At 49.0% G+C, this 19555-nt stretch carries 22 protein-coding genes; all 22 read right to left on the bottom strand.

Annotation, left to right across the window (positions count from 1 at the left end; all coding sequences use genetic code 11):
• Positions 1–394 precede the first annotated feature (394 nt).
• The 22 genes from trpA to spoIVA all read right to left on the bottom strand — a co-directional run bounded on the left by trpA (position 395) and on the right by spoIVA (position 19393).
• Positions 395–1204: a tryptophan synthase subunit alpha gene (trpA, locus tag E0496_RS07915; protein ID WP_141501055.1), complete on the bottom strand. Its 810-nt coding sequence runs from the start codon at positions 1202–1204 to the stop codon at positions 395–397.
• Positions 1191–2396 (bottom strand): tryptophan synthase subunit beta, encoded by a 1206-nt coding sequence (gene trpB, locus E0496_RS07910; RefSeq protein WP_141501054.1) that lies wholly within the window; start codon positions 2394–2396, stop codon positions 1191–1193. The genes trpA and trpB overlap by 14 nt, the downstream gene beginning before the upstream one ends.
• Complete coding sequence (locus E0496_RS07905; RefSeq protein ID WP_141501053.1) at positions 2393–3070, bottom strand: phosphoribosylanthranilate isomerase; 678 nt, start codon at positions 3068–3070, stop codon at positions 2393–2395. Before E0496_RS07905 ends, trpB begins: the two co-directional genes overlap by 4 nt.
• Complete coding sequence (gene trpC / locus E0496_RS07900) at positions 3067–3867, bottom strand: indole-3-glycerol phosphate synthase TrpC (RefSeq protein ID WP_141501052.1); 801 nt, start codon at positions 3865–3867, stop codon at positions 3067–3069. The genes E0496_RS07905 and trpC overlap by 4 nt, the downstream gene beginning before the upstream one ends.
• The gene (gene trpD / locus E0496_RS07895; protein ID WP_141501051.1) at positions 3854–4906 is read right to left on the bottom strand and encodes an anthranilate phosphoribosyltransferase; all 1053 of its coding nucleotides are present in this window, start codon (positions 4904–4906) and stop codon (positions 3854–3856) included. Before trpD ends, trpC begins: the two co-directional genes overlap by 14 nt.
• Positions 4906–6477 carry an anthranilate synthase component I gene (gene trpE / locus E0496_RS07890; protein ID WP_141501050.1) on the bottom strand — a complete coding sequence of 524 codons (1572 nt, stop codon included), beginning with the start codon at positions 6475–6477 and terminating at the stop codon, positions 4906–4908. Before trpE ends, trpD begins: the two co-directional genes overlap by 1 nt.
• Before the next feature lie 357 nt (positions 6478–6834).
• A complete protein-coding gene (gene aroH / locus E0496_RS07885) occupies positions 6835–7203 on the bottom strand; it encodes a chorismate mutase (protein ID WP_139994707.1) in 369 nt (122 codons plus the stop codon).
• A 2-nt stretch (positions 7204–7205) separates the two neighbouring features.
• Positions 7206–8303, bottom strand: a complete 1098-nt coding sequence (aroB, locus tag E0496_RS07880) for a 3-dehydroquinate synthase (protein ID WP_141501049.1) — start codon at positions 8301–8303, stop codon at positions 7206–7208.
• A 2-nt stretch (positions 8304–8305) separates the two neighbouring features.
• Positions 8306–9475: a chorismate synthase gene (aroC, locus tag E0496_RS07875; protein ID WP_139994703.1), complete on the bottom strand. Its 1170-nt coding sequence runs from the start codon at positions 9473–9475 to the stop codon at positions 8306–8308.
• 198 nt (positions 9476–9673) lie between these two features.
• Positions 9674–9841 (bottom strand): hypothetical protein, encoded by a 168-nt coding sequence (locus tag E0496_RS35850; RefSeq protein WP_175598024.1) that lies wholly within the window; start codon positions 9839–9841, stop codon positions 9674–9676.
• 74 nt (positions 9842–9915) lie between these two features.
• Positions 9916–10695: a CheR family methyltransferase gene (locus E0496_RS07870; protein WP_139994701.1), complete on the bottom strand. Its 780-nt coding sequence runs from the start codon at positions 10693–10695 to the stop codon at positions 9916–9918.
• Positions 10696–10725: 30 nt separating this feature from the next.
• Positions 10726–11169: a nucleoside-diphosphate kinase gene (gene ndk / locus E0496_RS07865; RefSeq protein WP_139994699.1), complete on the bottom strand. Its 444-nt coding sequence runs from the start codon at positions 11167–11169 to the stop codon at positions 10726–10728.
• Positions 11170–11198: 29 nt separating this feature from the next.
• On the bottom strand, positions 11199–12173 hold the full coding sequence (locus tag E0496_RS07860) for a polyprenyl synthetase family protein (protein ID WP_141501048.1): 975 nt from the start codon (positions 12171–12173) through the stop codon (positions 11199–11201).
• Positions 12174–12181: 8 nt separating this feature from the next.
• Positions 12182–13033, bottom strand: a complete 852-nt coding sequence (locus tag E0496_RS07855; RefSeq protein WP_141501047.1) for a menaquinone biosynthetic enzyme MqnA/MqnD family protein — start codon at positions 13031–13033, stop codon at positions 12182–12184.
• Positions 12993–13670, bottom strand: coding sequence for a UbiX family flavin prenyltransferase (locus tag E0496_RS07850; protein WP_141501046.1), 678 nt, complete (start codon positions 13668–13670; stop codon positions 12993–12995). Before E0496_RS07850 ends, E0496_RS07855 begins: the two co-directional genes overlap by 41 nt.
• On the bottom strand, positions 13664–14539 hold the full coding sequence (locus E0496_RS07845; RefSeq protein ID WP_139994691.1) for a UbiA-like polyprenyltransferase: 876 nt from the start codon (positions 14537–14539) through the stop codon (positions 13664–13666). The genes E0496_RS07850 and E0496_RS07845 overlap by 7 nt, the downstream gene beginning before the upstream one ends.
• Positions 14540–14544: 5 nt before the next feature.
• Entirely contained in the window at positions 14545–15252 is a 708-nt protein-coding gene (locus E0496_RS07840; protein WP_141501045.1) for a demethylmenaquinone methyltransferase, read from the bottom strand.
• A gap of 8 nt (positions 15253–15260) precedes the next feature.
• A complete protein-coding gene (locus tag E0496_RS07835; protein WP_141501044.1) occupies positions 15261–16130 on the bottom strand; it encodes a heptaprenyl diphosphate synthase component 1 in 870 nt (289 codons plus the stop codon).
• Positions 16131–16254: 124 nt separating this feature from the next.
• Positions 16255–16830, bottom strand: a complete 576-nt coding sequence (locus E0496_RS07830) for a hypothetical protein (RefSeq protein WP_141501043.1) — start codon at positions 16828–16830, stop codon at positions 16255–16257.
• Positions 16831–16943: 113 nt separating this feature from the next.
• Positions 16944–17165 (bottom strand): trp RNA-binding attenuation protein MtrB, encoded by a 222-nt coding sequence (mtrB, locus tag E0496_RS07825; protein WP_054024369.1) that lies wholly within the window; start codon positions 17163–17165, stop codon positions 16944–16946.
• 242 nt (positions 17166–17407) lie between these two features.
• On the bottom strand, positions 17408–17683 hold the full coding sequence (locus E0496_RS07820) for an HU family DNA-binding protein (protein ID WP_053376669.1): 276 nt from the start codon (positions 17681–17683) through the stop codon (positions 17408–17410).
• Between the two features lie 231 nt (positions 17684–17914).
• Positions 17915–19393: a stage IV sporulation protein A gene (spoIVA, locus tag E0496_RS07815; protein WP_139994683.1), complete on the bottom strand. Its 1479-nt coding sequence runs from the start codon at positions 19391–19393 to the stop codon at positions 17915–17917.
• Between the last annotated feature and the right edge of the window lie 162 nt (positions 19394–19555).

Raw genomic sequence — 19555 nt, 5'->3', positions numbered from 1 at the left:
CCATTGTCTCATATCTGTGTATGGTTTTAAAGTTTTTTTCATTTCAGCCCATACGTATTTCACCGCCTCTTGTCTGTAAACCTCATTTCTCGTCAAAAAACATGATTTCTATTAAGTAGAATGCTTATTCTTCCTTAGATAATAAGAAGAAATGTAATGGAGTCCTTTCTGTAGACGCCATGGTTTCTACGAAACGTATAGAGAAAATATGAGCAAATTCCTATACTTTCCTATACGTCAAGTAGAACCAACATCGCTGTCCAATGCAAAATGAGGGTATCCGTTTCTCGAAGAAATAGTAGAATACTTTATCGCGTGAAACCTATAATGCCTTATTTTTCAAGAAAAGCCCCTTGCACTTGGCAAGAGGCTCTTATTAAGTATACAACTTTGACTATCCTTTAAGCTGCGCGACAAAATCACTGATCTGCTTGAGGCCAACCTCGCGCTGCTCGGCATCCTGCAATAATGGTATCGCTTCTTCTATCTTCCTTACGATTGCGCTGCCTACAATAACTCCGTCACATTGCTTCTCGAAACGGGCTACCTGCTCGCGGCTTGAAATGCCAAAGCCGACGGCAATCGGCAAGTCCGTTGCTTCTCGAACCGTAGCCAGAAATTCATCAATGCCCGTATGAAAATCAGCTCTAACACCTGTTACCCCTAGCGAAGATACGCAGTAAACAAAACCTCTTGCTTTACGCGAGATACGCGTCACACGCTCCTTCGAGGTTGGCGCTACGAGCGGAATGAGATGGACGTTAGCCGCTTCTGCAAGCTGCCTAACCTCTTTATCCTCTTCCATTGGCAGATCCGGAATTATAAGGCCGCTGATTCCTTTGCTTTGCACTAGCTCGAAGAAAGCATTCAAACCATATTGGAAGACTGGATTATAATACGTAAACAAGATAAACGGAATTTTCACTCCCGCTTCACGCGCCTGTTCCGCCACGTTAATACAGTCGACAAGCGTGATGCTGTTATGAAGCAGCGCCCGTTCGGAGGCCCGTTGAATGACAGGTCCGTCTGCAAGCGGGTCCGAGTAAGGTACGCCCAGCTCAATCATATCCGCGCCAGCTTTCTCCAGTGCTTGAATAATGTCAACGGATGTCTGCAAATCAGGATCACCCATGGTTAAGAAAGGAATGAGTGCCGTCTTGCCTTCCGATTTAAGGCGCGCAAACGCCGTATCAATGAGATTCATGCTTGTCTACCCCCAAGTAACCCATAATGGCTTCTACATCCTTGTCTCCGCGTCCAGACAAGTTAACTACGATGACTTTATCTTTATCCAGTGTTGGCGCGAGCTTCAGCGTCTGAGCGATCGCATGTGCGGATTCCAAAGCCGGAATGATGCCTTCCGTGCGGGAGAGCAGCTGCAATGCTTCAAGCGCTTCAGCATCGGTAACAGGCACATATTCAGCGCGGCCCGAATCCTTCAAATAAGCATGCTCCGGCCCGATGCCTGGGTAATCGAGACCAGCCGAGATGGAGTGCGCCGGTTGCACTTGTCCGTGCTCATCCTGAAGCACATAGCTCATGGAGCCTTGGAAAATACCATGGCGTCCTTTCGTCATCGTTGCTGCGTGCTCGATCGTATCCACGCCACGTCCTGCGGCTTCTACGCCTAGCAACTTCACATTTTCATCGTTCACGAATGGATAGAAAATACCCATCGCGTTGCTTCCTCCGCCTACGGCGGCAACAATGTAATCCGGCAGTCTGCCTTCCTCCGCCAAGATTTGCTGACGCGACTCATCCCCAATAATTCGCTGAAAATCACGGACCATCATCGGATAAGGATGCGGGCCCGTAACCGAACCCAAAATATAATACGTATCCTCGACATGGCTAACCCAGTAGCGAAGCGTTTCATTGCAGGCATCCTTAAGCGTTCTTGTTCCGGACAATACAGGCACGACCTCGGAACCCAGCAGCTGCATGCGGAAAACATTGAGCTGTTGACGCTTCATGTCTTCTTCGCCCATAAATACTTTGCATTCTAAACCAAGCAATGCAGCAATCGTAGCTGAGGCAACCCCATGCTGCCCAGCGCCAGTCTCGGCAATGATCTTTGTTTTTCCCATACGTTTGGCAAGCACGCCTTGGCCGATGGTATTGTTGATTTTGTGAGCACCTGTATGATTAAGGTCTTCACGCTTCAAGTAAATTTTGGCGCCGCCAAGATGGTTGGTGAGACGCTCAGCATAATAAAGTGAAGTCGGACGGCCCGAATACTTATGCAATAAGTAGCGAACCTCATCCTGAAACGCCTGATCCTTCGAATAATGCGCGTAAGCCTCTTCTAGCTCTAATAACGCAGTCATAAGCGTTTCTGGCACGTAGCGCCCGCCAAATGCCCCGAAACGTCCATTTACATCCGGTACCTGTGTCATGCTTCCATCACCCTTCTAACAAATAATCTGATTTTGTCGATATCCTTTTGTCCATCCGTCTCTACGCCACTGGATACGTCGATCCCATTTGGAGCGTAGGTTCTAAGCAGCTCCTGCACGTTTCCTTCATGTAGCCCGCCTGCTACATATAACGTTAAGCCGAGCTCATCGGCCGCCTTGTTGTATTCCTCAATCATATCCCAGTCGAAGGTCTTTCCCGTACCGCCGCCCGGTGCGTCGATGAGGATCGCGTCCACGGCTGCCTTGTACGGCGTTAGCCTCTCCATTGCATTCAGCGGCTTATTTCCTTCCGCATCCTGCTTCATCGAGAAAACCTTCCATACCTGAACATCCAGCTTCTCGCGCACCTCTTGGCAAAATGCCGCCGTTTCATCGCCATGAAGCTGAACCACATCCAATGGGGCCACATCCAAAATCGCTTTCAAACCTTCCAGCGTCTCATTGACGAACACGCCTACTGTCCTTGGCCGAGCACCGCTTGCCGCTCGCAAAGCGCCTACTGCGTCAATGAGCTGCGCAGCAGTTACCTTATCCACCTGCCGCTTGCTCGGCGCGAATATGAAGCCAATTTCGTGAATGGGCAAGCCGTCCATTGCCTGAATTGTAGCGACATCTCTTAATCCGCATATTTTGATGTGCGGCTGCTGGCTCATCGTACAGCTACCGCACTCATCAGATCGTTAACCGATTCGCCCACGTTTTCATGCCGCATAAAATACTCACCGATCAGAACGCCATGTGCGCCAATGGATTGCAAATATTCCATGTCTGTCTTCCCGGCAATTCCGCTCTCGCTTATAACAGTTACGCCTTTTGGCATCATGCCGATTAAAGCCTCCGTCGTTTTCAAATCGGTGACAAAGGATTTCAAATCACGGTTGTTAACACCGATTAACGTAGCCTTCCCAAGTTCAAGCACGCCTTCAAGTTCCTCTTGGTTATGGACTTCCACCAACACATCCATGCCAATCGATTTCGCAAGGTCATGGTATTCCCCGAGCTGCGCAGGAGTTAGAATGGCCGCAATCAGCAGAATCGCATCTGCCCCGATTAACCTCGCTTCGTAAATCTGACGAGGGTCGATCGTAAAATCTTTGCGCAGCAGTGGCACGTTAACCGTTTTTCTTACTGCGCTTAGAAATTCATTAGACCCTTGAAAATAATCCTTATCTGTTAGGACCGAAATGCAATCGGCACCGGCAGCTGCATAAGCTGCAGCTAGCGAGGTTGGCTCAAAATCGCTCCGAATAAGCCCTTTGGATGGCGAAGCTTTCTTCACCTCGGCGATAAGCCCCATGCTCCGATTGCGTCCGGCAGCCGTCAAGGCATGCTCAAAGCCTTTGCAATCCGGAAGTGCTGCAATTTGTTTCTCGACCTGGGCAAGATCAAAGCGTCCAGCGAGCTCTTCCACCTCTACTCGTTTTGTAGCAACAATTTTATCCAGAAACATGTGCCAACTCTCCTGTCATATGAATAAGGCTTGCGAGCTTTTGCTGCGCCTCTCCTGAATCAATCACCTTGGCCGCGATCGCCGCTCCCTCGCGAAGCGAGCTTGCCAATCCGCCGACATAAATACATGCGCCCGCATTCGCAAGCACGATATCACGGTAAGCGCCTTGCTGCTCTCCTGAGAAGATCGCTCGGATAAGCGCCGCATTTACCTCAGGCTCGCCGCCCATGACCTCCGAGATCGACCAGCGCGACAATCCCAGCTCCTCAGGCGTAATATCATAGGTTCGCACTTGACCATTCAAGAGCTCGGAGATTTGCGTCGGAGCCGAGATACTGATTTCATCAAGCCCATCATGGCTGCTCACAACCATCGCCCTCTTCAAGCCCAGGTCGCCTAGCACCTCTGCAACCGTCGCCGTCCGCGCTCGGTCATACAACCCAAGCAGCTGGCGGTCAGCGCCCGCCGGATTCGTAAGCGGTCCCAGCATGTTGAAAATCGTTCGTATGCCAAGCTCTCGGCGTGGAACAGCCGCATGTCGAAGCGATGGATGATAAAGCTGCGCGAACATGAAGCAAATGCCGATTTCCCGTAAACATAATGCTGCTTGTTCGGGTGATATAGTGATTTGAACGCCTAAAGCTTCAAGCACATCTGCGCTGCCAGTTTTACCGGACATCGCGCGGTTTCCGTGCTTCGCCACCCGAATGCCTGCCGCTGCAGCTATAATCGAAGAGGCTGTCGAAATATTGAATTTATGAATGCCGGAGCCACCGGTTCCGCAAGTATCAAGGAGTCCTTCCTGCTCCGTATGAAGATGGCTGGAATGGGCACGCATAGCTTCAGCGAAACCGGTAATCTCATCCTTAGTCTCGCCTTTCATCCGAAGCGCCGTAACGACGCCAGCGATTTGCGCAGCTGTTGCTTCACCGCTCATAATAATGCTCATAACCGCATTCGCTTGCTCCCTCGTCAGATCGGAGCCTCCAATTAGCTGGTTTAACGCTTTCTGCATCGTAATCGCTTCAGTTGCCTGCATTACTGACCAAGCCCCTCTCCGGCCTTGACGTAATAATCCATATTAATGGAATTGAAGCTTTCACTTTCGCTCTTTGGCTTCGCAAATATCGCTTCTGCGGTGCGGATTGCCTTGAGCATCCCCTTAGCTTTATTTACCGTTTCTTGGTATTCGCTCTCCGGTACCGAATCCCAGACAATGCCAGCTCCAGCTTGGACATAAGCCTTTCCATGCTTGAAAATAATCGTCCGAATCGTAATGCAGGTATCCATCGAACCGCCAAAGCCCAAGTAACCAATTGCGCCTGCGTAAGCGCCGCGGGCTTCGTTCTCCAGCTCAGCGATGATTTCCATCGCCCTTAGCTTGGGTGCGCCTGAAACCGTGCCTGCCGGCAGGCAGGAGATGAAGGCATCAAAGAAATCCTTATCCTTATGAAGCTTGCCTGAAACGTTGGAGACGATATGCATGACATGCGAGTAGCGCTCAATATCCATAAAAGAGTCGCATTTCACAGAACCGAATTCGGACACGCGCCCAATGTCATTGCGACCCAGGTCTACCAGCATCAGATGCTCCGCCCGCTCCTTCTCGTCGGCAAGCAGTTCAAGCTCAAGTGCTTTGTCCTCTTCAGGTGTTTTGCCGCGTGGCCTTGTACCCGCAATCGGCCTTGTTTCGACGCGGTCACCGTTTACCTTGACAAGTGCCTCTGGCGAGGTCCCTACGATAACCTCTTCACCCATCTTCAAATAATACATGTAAGGGGAAGGATTCATGGTACGAAGCACGCGGTACACATGCAGCGGATCGATATCCGTGTCAATGTTGAAGCGTTGGGACAATACCACTTGAAAGATATCGCCTGCGCGAATATATTGTTTGGCTTGCTCAATATTGGAAATGAACTGCTCCTTGGTTACATTGGATTGAATATCGCCAAGGTCATAATCGACTTCAATGGAACCGCCGGTCGTCACCGGAATCGTGACCGGCTGTTGCAGCCGCTCGATCGCTGCTTCCACTTTCGCTACCGCAGCCGCATAACTTACTGCAATCTCAGCATCCGTTGCTCCTTCGGCGATATGTACGTTGCCGACGATTTGAAGCTGCTGCTTGAAATGGTCGAATACAATCACTTGATCGCAGAACATAAACTGAATGTCATTCATGTTCAAATCGTCAATCCGGTGGGCGGGCAGCTTCTCGTAATACTGCAGCAAGTCATAGCCGAAAAATCCGATTGCCCCGCCGGTAAAGGGAGGAAGCTCTGGAAGCGACGGTGTACGGAACGAACGCAAGTGAGCCTTTAACAGCTCGATCGGCTTATCATTCAGCACATGCTTCTCTCCTCTGTGCTCCAACACGATTTCGCCGTTTTTACCGTACAATTTCATAAAAGGATCTGTGCCGATAAACGAATATCTCGCCCATTTCGCCCCGCCTTCTACGCTTTCAAGCAGAAAGGCATGATCTTCCTTCGCAAAATGTTGAAACAACCGAATTGGCGTTTCAGTGTCCGCCATCATATAGCGAACAATCGGAATTAAGTTGTATTGACCGGCAAGACGGGTAACATGCTGCAGCTCATTTGACATTCCGAACAACCTCCCTGTGTTTGTATTATGCTTCTATACAGCAACAAAAAAAAGCTCCTGCCTGAGCAGGAGCGTTGGTTTAGATGATGACGGAAGTGTGTAAGCGGAAAGACACAATGATAGGTAGGAAGAAATAGCACTTTTACAATCCTCGCGCGTCTGCGCACAAGATTGTTCAGCTCTTTCATAAGGTCCATCCTAAAAATTGCTCTGCTCTGCTTCTCTCAACTAGTCTCGACTCATCTCAACTCAGTTCATAACTCTGCTCTGCTACTCTCACTTACGTTATTAAATATACAACAACGAACGGCCGTGCGTCAACAAAGGGTTTGTTTCTATGATGAGCGAAGTTATGAATTAGGCCTTAGACAAATCCGGACGCAGCGCCTTCGCACCGCTTAAATAAACATGGCGAATTTCCGCTTGCGTCTTATCTGTATTAATTAGAACCATCAGCCGGATACAGCGCTCCAGACTGCCTTTCACCGGTACTTCAAGCGCGCACATTAATGGCACGAGCTCCCAGCCCTTCATTTGACGAATGGCACGGGCGGGAAACGTCTCGTCCAAATCATTCGTTACCGTTACAAATACGCTGCAAATATCGTCTGGCACGATTGCGTTGTCAGCAACAATCGCATTCAGCATTTCAATCGTTGCAGCCAAGATCGGCTGCTCTTCATTCGCTTCAACCGTAATAGCGCCGCGGATGCCTCTAACACTCATCGCTATTCAACCTCCCGTTTCAATTCCTCTACAATTTCCCGTACCCATTGTACGGAAACGTCGGATTTAATTTCAACTTGACCAATCGCCGTCGGAACGACGAATACCATCGTACCCTCTGCAAATTTCTTGTCATGCATCATCGCATCCATGATCTTGTCGATATCTAGATGCGCAGGCAGCCGAACGGGCAGCCCGCATTTGGCAAGGACACGCTTCGTTACGGTATAAACCTCTTCTGGCGCGCCATATCGGAGTCCCAGCTTCGCAGAGCCGATCATGCCGATCGAGATCGCTTCCCCATGTAAAAGCTCACCATAGCCGGCAACCGCTTCAAGCGCGTGTCCAATCGTATGTCCCAAATTCAGAATCGCTCTTAGATCATTTTCGCGCTCATCCTTTGAGACAACGGCAGCCTTGACGCTGCAACCTTTGTACAAAGCATAGCCAAGCGCATCGGCATCCAGCGCAAGCAGCTTCTCCGCATTTTCCTCGCACCAGTCAACGAAGGCCTCATCCCAAATGAGCCCATGCTTGACCACTTCGGACAATCCAGCGCTTACCTCGCGCGGAGGAAGGGTTTGCAGTGTCTTTAGATCATATAAAACCAGCTCCGGCTGATGAAACGCGCCGATGATATTTTTGGCAAGCGGATGGTTGACAGCCACTTTCCCGCCTACACTGCTGTCATGAGCCAATATTGTCGTAGGCACCTGTACAAATTTAATTCCACGCATGTACGAAGCAGCGACAAAGCCTGCAAGGTCGCCAACGACCCCGCCACCAAGGGCAACGATTGCCGATTTGCGATCCAGTCCCGCCTCTAGCGCCTTCGCGACCAGCGACTCCAGCATCGATAGCGATTTGGAGCTTTCTCCAGATGGTACAACAACACTTGCTGTATCAAAACCGGCATCCTTGAGTCCAGCTTCAAACCCTTCCAAATGGAAATTGGCCACTGAACTGTCGGTAATGATCAGCAACGGAGATTTTTTACTGATGCCATGCTTGATGAAATACGAAGAAGCCTCCTGCAGGAGTCCCTCGCCAATATAGATAGGATAAGAACGGGCGCCAAGTTCAACAGTTAACTCACGCATCTCTAGTACCGTCCCAGCTGTTCAAGATAATTGTTCAGATTGGCGCGAATTTCTTCTATGGAGTCGCCACCGAACTTTTCGAGAAACGCTTTCGCCACTTCCCACGCAACAACATGCTCCATCACAACGCTTGCAGCAGGTACCGCACAGCTGTCGGAACGCTCAACCTGAGCGGTAAACGGCTCTTTCGTATCGATATCGACGCTGCGAAGCGGTTTGTACAGTGTTGGGATCGGCTTCATTACGCCGCGTACGACGATTTGCTCACCGTTTGTCATTCCACCCTCAAAACCGCCCAGTCGGTTGGACGCACGGTGATAGCCGCGTTCTGCATCGTACATGATCTCGTCGTGTACTTGTGAGCCCCGAAGCTTCGCTGCCTCAAAGCCAATGCCGATTTCGCAGCCTTTAAACGCGTTAATTGATACAACTGCACCTGCAATGCGGGCATCAAGCTTGCGGTCCCACTGCACATGGCTGCCCAGTCCGATTGGAACGCCTTCGATAATGCATTCTACGATTCCTCCGATGGAATCGCCTTCCGCTTTAATCTGGTCAATATAATCCGTCATCTTCTGCTCGGTTTCCTTGTCTACGACACGAACGGAGGACTCCTCAGTCAAACGGATCAGCTCGTCCACCGGAAGCTGGTTGGCAGGCGCTTCGATTTCGCCGATGCGAATGACTTGGCCTGCTACTTTGATTCCGAACTCTGCTAACAATTGGCGGGCTACCGCGCCTACGGCTACCCTAGCTGCCGTTTCACGGGCACTGGAGCGCTCCAGCACGTTGCGCAAATCTTTAAGATCATATTTCAAGCCGCCATTCAAATCAGCATGGCCTGGGCGCGGACGGTGAACGCGGCGCTTCTCTTCGTCGCTGCCTTCGATCGGCTCAATGTTCATAACCGAAGTCCAGTGTTTCCAATCATTGTTGGCAACAATAAGCGCTACTGGGGCACCTGTCGTTCTGCCATGGCGTACGCCTCCGACAACGTTAGCTGTATCTTTCTCAATTTGCATCCGGCGACCGCGGCCGTGGCCCTTCTGGCGTCTATGCAGCTGAAAGTTCAATTCCTCAAAATCAATCGTCAAATTGCTTGGCAATCCTTCGATAATCGCTGTTAATTGGGGACCATGCGTCTCCCCTGCCGTTAAATACCTTAAACTCAATCCAAGCTCCTCCTCCAAGGCAAGCCCATGCTCGCCTGCTGTGCTTTAATGCACTAAACATCTTTGCTCATTATAGTACAGCGCCTCCGGTTTGACAAGAATTCGAGCATCTTGGAAACCGATTTCCCCCCATAAAAACAGGCTGATGGCAGTGTCTTCAAGAAAGACATTTCCATCAGCCTGGGAAGCTTGCCACTGTTAACTGTTTACTGATTTTTTCTCTAAAATGACCATTCCGTCTCTCATGAGCAGAGGATCATTCATAAGCCTTGTCATTTGCCCGCTGTCTACGCCGATAATTTGGGCACATTCCTGAATCGAAATAAAACCACGTCTATAGGCGGCTATTACCTTACGCTTATCCATGAGCTGCTTCATCCTCCAAGTTGTGTACCTTACCACTAGTATAGGAGAAGATGGAAATCGGTATACATGCCGCCCTAGGACTTCCGGTAAAAGAAGGTATCCGCGGTCTCGAAGCCGTACTGTGCTGGCGAGAAAATCTGCTCGGTGCTGCCAACAAATAACAATCCGCCAGGCTTAAGCGCTTTGGAAAATTTATGATACAATAAGTGCTTTGCTTCCTCGGTAAAATAAATCATGACATTTCGGCAAACAATGAGGTCAAACGAGCTGTCAAAGGCGTCATGCAACAAATTTTGCTGCTTAAACTGGATGAATTTTTTCAATGTATCCGAAATAAGATAGGCGCCATCCGCTTGCTTAAAATATTTCTGTCGGCAGGTCGGCGGCACGTCTCTCAGCGACCGTTCCAGGTAGCTGCCTTCCATCGCCCGCTGCAGCACATTGGAATCTAAATCCGTAGCAAGCAAAGTAGCGCGGTCAAGCGCCCCTAGCTCAGACAAAATCATGGCCAGCGTATAAGGCTCCTCGCCTGTCGAGCATGCTGCGCTCCATACCTTCAGTCGATTCGTCGCAGCAAGCATTTCCGGAAAGAAACGCTTCTGCAAAATGTCCCAGCGAGAAGGATTTCTCCAAAATTCAGATACATTGATAGTCATACGATCCAAAAATTCATTCAGCATGCTGCGATTTTGTTCGATAGCCTTCCAATATTCCTCGAAAGTCGGAAAACCGTGCTTCATTCGAAGCGTCGTCAACCGTCGTTTCATTTGGGCTTCCTTGTATTGCGACAAATCGATGTCGGTCTTTTGCTTTATTCGAACGATAAACTGTGCAAAATCACGATCCTCAAGCATAGGTTCCTCCATCGCTATTAGGCGGTCAAACTAGATCCACCGTTGAATTGTATGCTCATAGTTGACTAACTCGGACTCGGTAAAATAAATGGCGATTTCTTTTTCGGCATTGGCAACCGAATCAGAGCCATGGATGAGATTGAAATTTGTATGTACCGCAAAATCCGAACGAATGGTGCCCGGAGATGCGTCGAGGGCATCGGTTTTTCCGATCAATGCACGCGTTAGCGCAATGACGTTGTCTCCCTGCCATACCATGGCGAATACCGGGCCAGAAGTGATGAAATCGAGCAGCGGCTCGTAAAACACCTTACCCTTATGCTCCTCGTAATGCTTCTCTGCGAGCTCCGGGGTGATTGCCATAAATTTGGCTGCTGACAGCTGTAGTCCCTTTCTTTCAAACCTCGAAACGATTTCGCCTATCAATCCACGCTGAACGCCATCCGGTTTAATCATTAAGAAAGTTCTTTCCATCTACAACCATTCCTTTCTGCTTCGTTTGATTAATAACTACGTTTACCGATAAAATGTGCAATGTCGGACAAGTTCTTTTTCGCTGTCACATTGGGTAATCCCTCTAATGCCAGGAGTGCTTTTTTTATATATCGGTTCGCGAGCTGGTCGGCCAAATCGCCTCCGCTGCTTTTTCGGATCATATCAATGGCCCTGCTGGCATCTTTTTTTCCGTCATGTTCACGAATCAATGAGATTTCGTTAAGGAGCGGCCCCCGAATGTTGGGATCTTGAAGAGCCAGCAGCACAGGCAGCGTAATATTGCCTTGTCTCATATCAGAGCCTGGAGGCTTGCCGATTTGTTTTTCCGTACCATAGAGATCCAGCAGATCATCGCGAATTTGAAAAGCCATACCCACGTTATAACCGAAGCGGTATAGCCGGTTTGCGGTTACCCGGTCTGTATTCGAGGCCACCGCCCCAAGCTGGCAGCTGATGGCAATCAGCAAGGCCGTCTTGCGTCTGATCCTCAGCAAATAATTTCGAACCGTTTGCTCCGTATTGAAAAAATCACGGATTTGCTCCATCTCGCCGACGCACATTTGCACGAGAGCGTTAGACAATATTTGATGAATTTGCGGATTCGGAAGCTGAGCGGCAATCGATAAGGCTTTGCCGTGAATGAAATCGCCCGTGTACATCGCGATGCGATTGTCCCACTTGGATTTGACGGTAAGCTGCCCGCGGCGGGTATCCGCATCGTCAATCACGTCATCATGCACAAGTGAGGCCATATGGATAAGTTCTAGCGGCACCGCTACCCGCTTCATGACATCAAGCCGGTAATCGCCGAACTTTCCGGCCAGCAGAACAAATATGGGCCTGATCCGCTTTCCGCCTGCCTTGAGCAAATGCAAAGAGGCCTCGCCGAGCAGCACATGCTCATCCGATACGCTTCGCTCAAGCTCCTGCTCGATCTGGTTCAGATCGCCTTTCATCTTTGCATACAAGTCTAGTAGTTTCATTCTTTCACCTATTGGGCAGATTGGTCTTCAAAAAAAGTAAGCTTCACGTCATTCGTCAGCAATCCAAGCTGCTTCGAATAATCAAAGTACAACTTAAGTCCTTCTTGCAGTTTGCTCCCAAAATCATATTGAAGCGAATGAAAATACATCTCCCAGTATGACGCTACCCCGCCAAGCTGCGTGCATGCTTGATCAATTAGCGGGCCAAGATGCGTCTTATTATACTGTTTGCTCGCTTTCAACGCCTTATATACGGCCTGTATAGCTTCAGGAGCTGATTGGGCAGCTTCCCTGCGTGCAGCAACGACCGCATAGGTCATGCCAAGGCCTGTCCACTGATTCCACAATTGCCCTAAATCGATCACATGCAGCCCGTGCTCAAGCCATGAAGCCTGTATGGCAGTATCGCCAATAATAAGGGCTGCGTCTGAAGCTTTCAGCATGCTATCGAGATCAGGCGCAGCCGGTATATACTCAGGATTGCATTCGAAATGCAATGTCATCATTATTTTCAATAAATTAACGGAGGTTGCCGAAGTAGTCGTAACCGCAATGCGCTCCGGACGCTTCCTCTCGATCGGTTCCTTTAGGAAAAGAAGAATCGAATTGACATTTCCGACAGAACCTACGGACAGCTCGGGCAAAAGGACATAGTCGTTCGCGTTTTGTCCATAGGAGAAGGACGATATGGCGGATACGTCTAACTCACCGGCTTGAAGCATCCGGTTTAACTCAGAAGGTACGCGCTTGATGACCTCGAAGCCATTCCATTCGGTTCTCTCCTCGAACTGGTGAAACAGCGGCCATGCATTCGCATAGTCAATTCTTCCGATGGTGATCGGGCGACTCTTTATGCCCATTCTGTTCATCTCCCCATCTTCTGTACAAATCATGTTCAATTTCCATATTGTCAAGTATTTTGCCTACTAGAAAATCAATCATTTCATCCATCGATTGCGGTTTGTAATAAAACGCAGGCATCGCCGGAATCATTCTTACGCCAAGCCGCGCAAGGGTTAGCATGTTTTCAAGATGTATCGCATGAAGCGGCGTTTCCCGTGGCACGATAAGCAGCTTACGGTTTTCCTTTATCATGACATCGGCGGCTCTAGTCATCAAATCATCGGAAATACCGTGCGAGATTGACGCAAGCGTCCCCATCGAGCACGGCACAATAACCATTCCTTGAACTCGGTATGAGCCGCTGGCGATGCTGGCACCGATATCCGCATTCGGGTGAAAAACGAGCTTGTTTGCAGCCATCGCCTCGCCAAAGCGTTGCTCAATGGCGGCAGAACGGCGGCTAGTTTCCCATCCCAGCTCCTCTTTAAGCACCCTCCAGCCTGCTTCCGTGATGACCAGATGAACCAAGTAATCCATTTGAAGCAGTGTTTCGATAAGACGGATGCCGTACACGGACCCACTGGCTCCGGTAATGCCGACAACCCACCTTTTCTTCCAACTGGACGAAGCCTGATCAAGGCCTTGCGTTACCATTGGTGAAGTACCAATAAGTCAACGATTGTGAAGAGAAATAATACAACGCTGAGCGTTCCGTTCATCCCGAAGAAAGCCGTTTGGACGCGTGACAAGTCGTTCGGACGGACAAGCCAGTGTTGATAAAACAATAAAGTAATCGATAATACAGTTCCTAGCAAATACATCCAGCTTAAATCCGTCATCCAGAACAAAGTAATGAATCCAATAGCCGTTACGATGTGTAGGGAACGGGCAATCCACAGCGCTCCAGCAATGCCAAAGCGTGCGGGAATGGAATGCAGGCCAGCATTGCGGTCATACTCGAAATCCTGCGTAGCATAAATGATATCGAAGCCGGCAATCCACAAAGCAACCGTAATATAAAGCAGCCAAGCAGACAGGTCAAAGCCGCCTGTAATGGCAACCCAGCCACCAAGCGGAGATAGCGCTATGGTAAAACCAAGGAAAACATGGCAAAGCCAAGTGAATCGTTTTGTATAAGAATAAAGCACCAGCATAACGACGGCAATCGGCATAAGCTTCATCGCAATGGGAGCTAAATTAGCTGTTGCGATAAACAGTAGCGCAAAGGATACGATAATAAACAGCATCACCTCTGCTGACTTAAGCAGCCCAGCTGGAAGTGCTCTCTTTTCTGTCCTCGGGTTGCCGAGATCGATTGCCTTGTCAATCAGACGATTCAAGCTCATCGCAGCGCTGCGAGCGCCAAACATGGCGAGCGTAATCCAACCGATTTCTCCCCAAGTCGGGAGTCTCTTCTCCATAACCACCGCACCTAGAATCGCGCCCATAAAAGCGAACGGCAGTGCAAATACGGTATGCTCGAACTTAATCATTTCTAAAATAATGCGTAATTTGCGAATCATTGCTATTATTTCTCCTTTGTCCCCATATGCAGCGCAGCGACTCCGCCGGTCAGAGGATATGCCTTCACCTGCACCAGACCCGCTTCTTCGAACAGCTCAGCTAGCTGCTGTCGACCGGGGAATAGTTTAAGCGATTCTGGGAGCCATTTGTATTCTTGAAAACTTTTTGCGATTAGTTTGCCCATCAAAGGCAGGATGCGCTCAAAATATAAATTGTACATCGCTTTGAACGGCTGCCAAGTCGGCTTGGAAACCTCTAAGCATACCACCTGTCCGCCAGGCTTTACGACGCGCCTCATTTCCTTGAGCACCTGCAGGTAATCAGGCACATTTCGCAGGCCAAAGCCGATTGTAACGTAATCAAACGAATTATCCTCGAAGGGAAGACTCATTGCGTTGCCTTGCACCAATTTGATTTGCTTGTTCAAGCCCAGCTTGTCTATCTTAATTGCACCAAAGTCCAGCATGTTTTGACTGAAATCCAGTCCAACGATCTGTCCTTTGCCGCTTGCGTCAGCGAGCGCAATGGTCCAATCACAAGTTCCGCAGCATAAATCGAGCGCCGTTTGCCCTTGGCTTACATTCATTTTTTTCATCGTAAACTTGCGCCATGCCTTATGACGGCGAAAGCTGATGAGATCATTCATTAAGTCATATTTTGGAGCAATTCGTTCAAATACGCCATGCACATGGCTTTTTGAGTTCGTATCCATTTCTCATGTCACCTCGTCTCGTTGAGTGCAGGCGTGCAACCGGTATTTTTATCTATCAGAGCATTGACGATCGAGGTCAATTCACCGAGCAATACATCCGATTCCAGCTTGCCAGCTAAAGCTAAAACGCTGCTCGCCGAATGTTTCAGCTTCTCAGAAAGCTGTTCACGCAAATTATATTTTATGGCCAATGATGAAATAAAGGCGGAATCGCAGCGGTGCTGAAGAAGCTGCTGGCGCTCCTCTTCTGTACCTTCCTGCATAACATGCCAATAAGCCCAGCTTCTTTCGAAACGCTCAGGGCTTTCAATGCGGAACAGTTCATCCCGCAAAACCTCACAGCGGCTTATGCCGCCTAGCATCTCTGCCCAAGCGCGTGACAGCGTGCCCTCCAGAACATCTGAAAAAAACAGGAACATTGTACTTCTCAACTGCACCATAATCAAAAGATATTCCTCAGCAGTCAATTTCTGCTGTCGCATCCGTACATATAGCGTAACCTTCAACCGGTTCACTTCGCAGACCGCGCCGCTGATTTTGGAAATCATCTCAATCTGACCAGCTTGCGAGAGCAACTGATAAAAAGTAGCACTAAAGTAATCGCCAGCGAGTACCTTAAGCTGCCTAGACCGCATCTCCGGCTCATTTCGTTGATCAGGGTCCGTATCAATTAAATCATGCGTATCCATTCCTAGCTGCACCAAAGCTACAGCAACCGTGTAGAGTTCACTATGACCCTTCAAAGCGGGCTGCTGGTCAAGGAAAGCAACAAGCATGCGGAGCCTTGCATGTGATAAGTCAGGAAGCATTGTGTGTGCTTGAATCATGTCATAGCCCGTATATTTTTGGGCTATTTCAGGTATTCGGTATGTTTTCATTGGGGAAGCCTCCGAACAGAGAAGCGCAAATCGCCGCTCAATAATCTAAACTATTATAGCACAACTTTTTCTAAAGAACATATGATTGGGCTTGCTTGTTCAACAATTTGCAACATCCAATCTTTTAGCGCTGCAAATTAGAAGATGGCTTTACAGAAAATCCCTCAGCCTTGCCAAAACGCTCTTCCCAAGCTGTGGTAAAGCTCACTCGTAGCCTATTTCGCCAAAGCTCATCATGCACAGGGTCTGCCTGCGAGAGTTGATTCATGTCCGAAATGAGCCATTCATCCGTTTTTCTCACATCAACGGCCGCAAGTAAAACCTCGCCATCCGGTCGTTCTTCTACGAAGCGGACTAGCACTCGCCCCACGTTTTCCAGCTGCAGAAACGACACACGGACAAGCTTTGCGACGTCCCCGAACCAAATGATTGGCCTTCCACTGTTCGTGCTGACCTTGATGTCTACGGACAAGATCCCGTTATGCCATTCAATTTTTTTCAGACGTTCGATTAACTGGATTGAAATAAGGACATCAACCATATTGCTATTCGTAAGCCGTACAGCCGGGACTGCGCGAAAGACGGCAACGTCGTCGTGCTTTCCTATGCGCTGCCAAGCTGCGTGCGGTAGCCAAATCATCATCAAAGTAACCACAAGCGCAAACATACAAGAAGTTAAAAGCGGTTTTCCGATTTTCACTCTGCACCTCCAAAAAAAGAACTCATACCTCATTGTACGAGCGTTGCAGGTTGATTATTCGGAAGAATAACAGGCAAAAAAAAAGCAGGCTTGGCCAGCCCTGCTCATGCTTGCTATTGATCGGTTTCCATTGTTCCGTATTTCGTCATTACGACCGCTTTTCCCCGAATTTTTATCGCAGAGGTATGATCGGTAAATTGGCAAATTAAAATTTCGTTTTTGTCCAGTTTTTCCGTATGATGAAATTTTGTGTCCAGCCCGCGTGTTAAACCGATGACTTGAACGCCCTGATCCTTTGCTTTTACGACAATATACTCGCCATGTGTAGGCTCCATCGTTATCCCTCCGCATCCGAAATTCCAATCTATCCATGTGAATTATAGTGGATGTAAGTCATTTGTGCAAACTATTCCCGTTAGCAAATAAGCAAAAGACGCCCGAACGGCACCCCGTCTGGACGTCTTCTTGTCTAAGTTACGCATGAACCGGAATAGCTGCTGGCCATATGCCTACTCTTCAATGCGAATAAAGCATTAGCCGCTAAGCTGGCAGCATACGTGGATTCATGGGCTTAGCCTTAATTGGATACAAGGTCCTTAAGCGATTTACCCGGTTTAAAAGCAGGCGTTTTGCTTGCAGCGATTTCGATTGGATCTCCTGTTTGCGGGTTACGGCCTTTACGGGCTTGACGCTCGCGAACTTCGAAATTTCCAAATCCAACCAGCTGTACTTTATCTCCGCTTTGAAGAGCATCGGAAATTGCGTCAAAAACAGCATCAACTGCTTTCGTTGCATCTTTCTTCGAAAGATCCGTCAATTCAGCTACCTTTGTAATCAAATCTGTTTTGTTCATTGTTTCACCTCCTCCAAAGTGGGCGATATTGCTGCGATATCAACGTGGGCATATAAACTCTCATCTTATCCCTCTTATTAACGGAAAACTTCAAAAATATACCTTTTGACCGAACAAACCTATAGTAATACAGCCGTTTGCCAATTTCAAGTGGTATCCTTCATTTCGAGCATAACAAATAAAACCGCTCCCTATTTGGCAGCGGCTTATTCGTATGCTAGATTCCATTAGCTACAGGATGATCGCAATCAGACCGCCTGAGCCCTCGTTAATAATGCGTCCCAGCGTCTCCTGCAGCTTGTAGCGTGCGTTATCCGGCATCATGGCAATTTTGCCTTGTATGCCTTCCCTCACGATGGAGTGCAGGGAGCGGCCGAATATATCAGACTCCCAAATTTTAATCGGATCATTCTCGAAGTCTTGCATTAAGTATCTGACCAGCTCTTCGCTTTGTTTCTCCGTGCCGATAATTGGAGCGAACTCCGATTCCACATCAACGCGGATCATATGGATTGACGGTGCCGTCGCTTTCAATCTGACGCCAAAGCGTGAGCCCTGCCTGATGAGCTCTGGCTCATCGAGCGCCATTTCCGCAAGCGTAGGTGCCGCAATGCCGTATCCGGTCGTTTTGACCATTTCAAGCGCCTCAGCGAAGCGATCATACTCTCGTTTGGCATGAGAAAACTCCTGCATCAGCTGCAGCAAATGGTCCTTGCCCCGAATCTCGACGCCGACAACCTCCATCAGAATGCGGTCATAAAGCTCATCCGGCGCGTACAGGTCGATCTCGGCGACTCCCTGCCCCATATTCATGCCGCTTAGGCCTGCACGGGCAATGAAATCATATTCCATGAACTGCGACACAACGCGGTCCACATCCCGCAGGCGGCGAATATCCTTTACCGTATCCCTGACCGAGCTTTCATAGTTGCTCCGCAGCCAGTGCCGGTCATTTAGGACCATGACCCAGCTAGGGAGGTTAACATTCACTTCATGAACAGGGAACTCGTAGAGGACCTCGCGCAGAACCGAAATGACTTCTTCTTCTCCCATTGTCGCCACGCTCAGCGTCATCACCGGGATATCATATTTGGCTTGAAGCTCGCTTCGCAGTTGCAGCGCTTCATCACTCTTTGGACGAGTGGAGTTAATGACCAGCACGAAAGGCTTGCCGACTTCCTTCAGTTCATTGATAACACGCTCTTCTGCAACAACATAGGAGCTCCGCGGAATTTCCGCGATTGAACCGTCTGTCGTGACGACTACACCGAGTGTGGAATGCTCTTGAATCACTTTACGCGTCCCAATCTCAGCAGCCTCTTGGAATGGAATCGGCTCGTCAAACCATGGAGTCGTAATCATGCGTGGACCATTCTCATCCTCATAGCCCTTCGCGCCTTCCACCGCATAACCAACGCAATCGACCAGTCTCACGTTTACCTCAAGTCCATCGGTAACCCTGAGCTGTACCGCTTGATTGGGTACGAATTTTGGCTCTGTTGTCATAATCGTTTTGCCTGCGGCGCTTTGAGGAAGTTCGTCCACGGCTCTTACACGGTCTGATTCATTCGCAATGTTCGGAAGTACAACCGTCTCCATAAACCGTTTAATAAACGTTGATTTGCCCGTCCGGACCGCCCCTACAACCCCGAGGTAAATATCCCCGCCGGTTCTTTCGGCTATGTCCTTGAAAATGTCCACTTTCTCCACTGAATATCCCCTCCCAATTGATTTTTCCGGTTCGCCGCCATCCACCGGTCAATAGGGCAGGCCAGCGACGCAACTCGTACATGCTTTTGGACTAGTATCATCTTATGTTCAAGCTTTCCGATTATGACGATTCTTTCTACGAAATCTTTTTTTTCTCGTCTG

This window comes from Paenibacillus luteus, from assembly GCF_006542765.1.
Lineage (GTDB): Bacteria > Bacillota > Bacilli > Paenibacillales > Paenibacillaceae > Pristimantibacillus > Pristimantibacillus luteus.
Note: the sequence above shows the minus strand (reverse complement) of the source record. Positions and strands in the feature narration are given on the sequence as shown.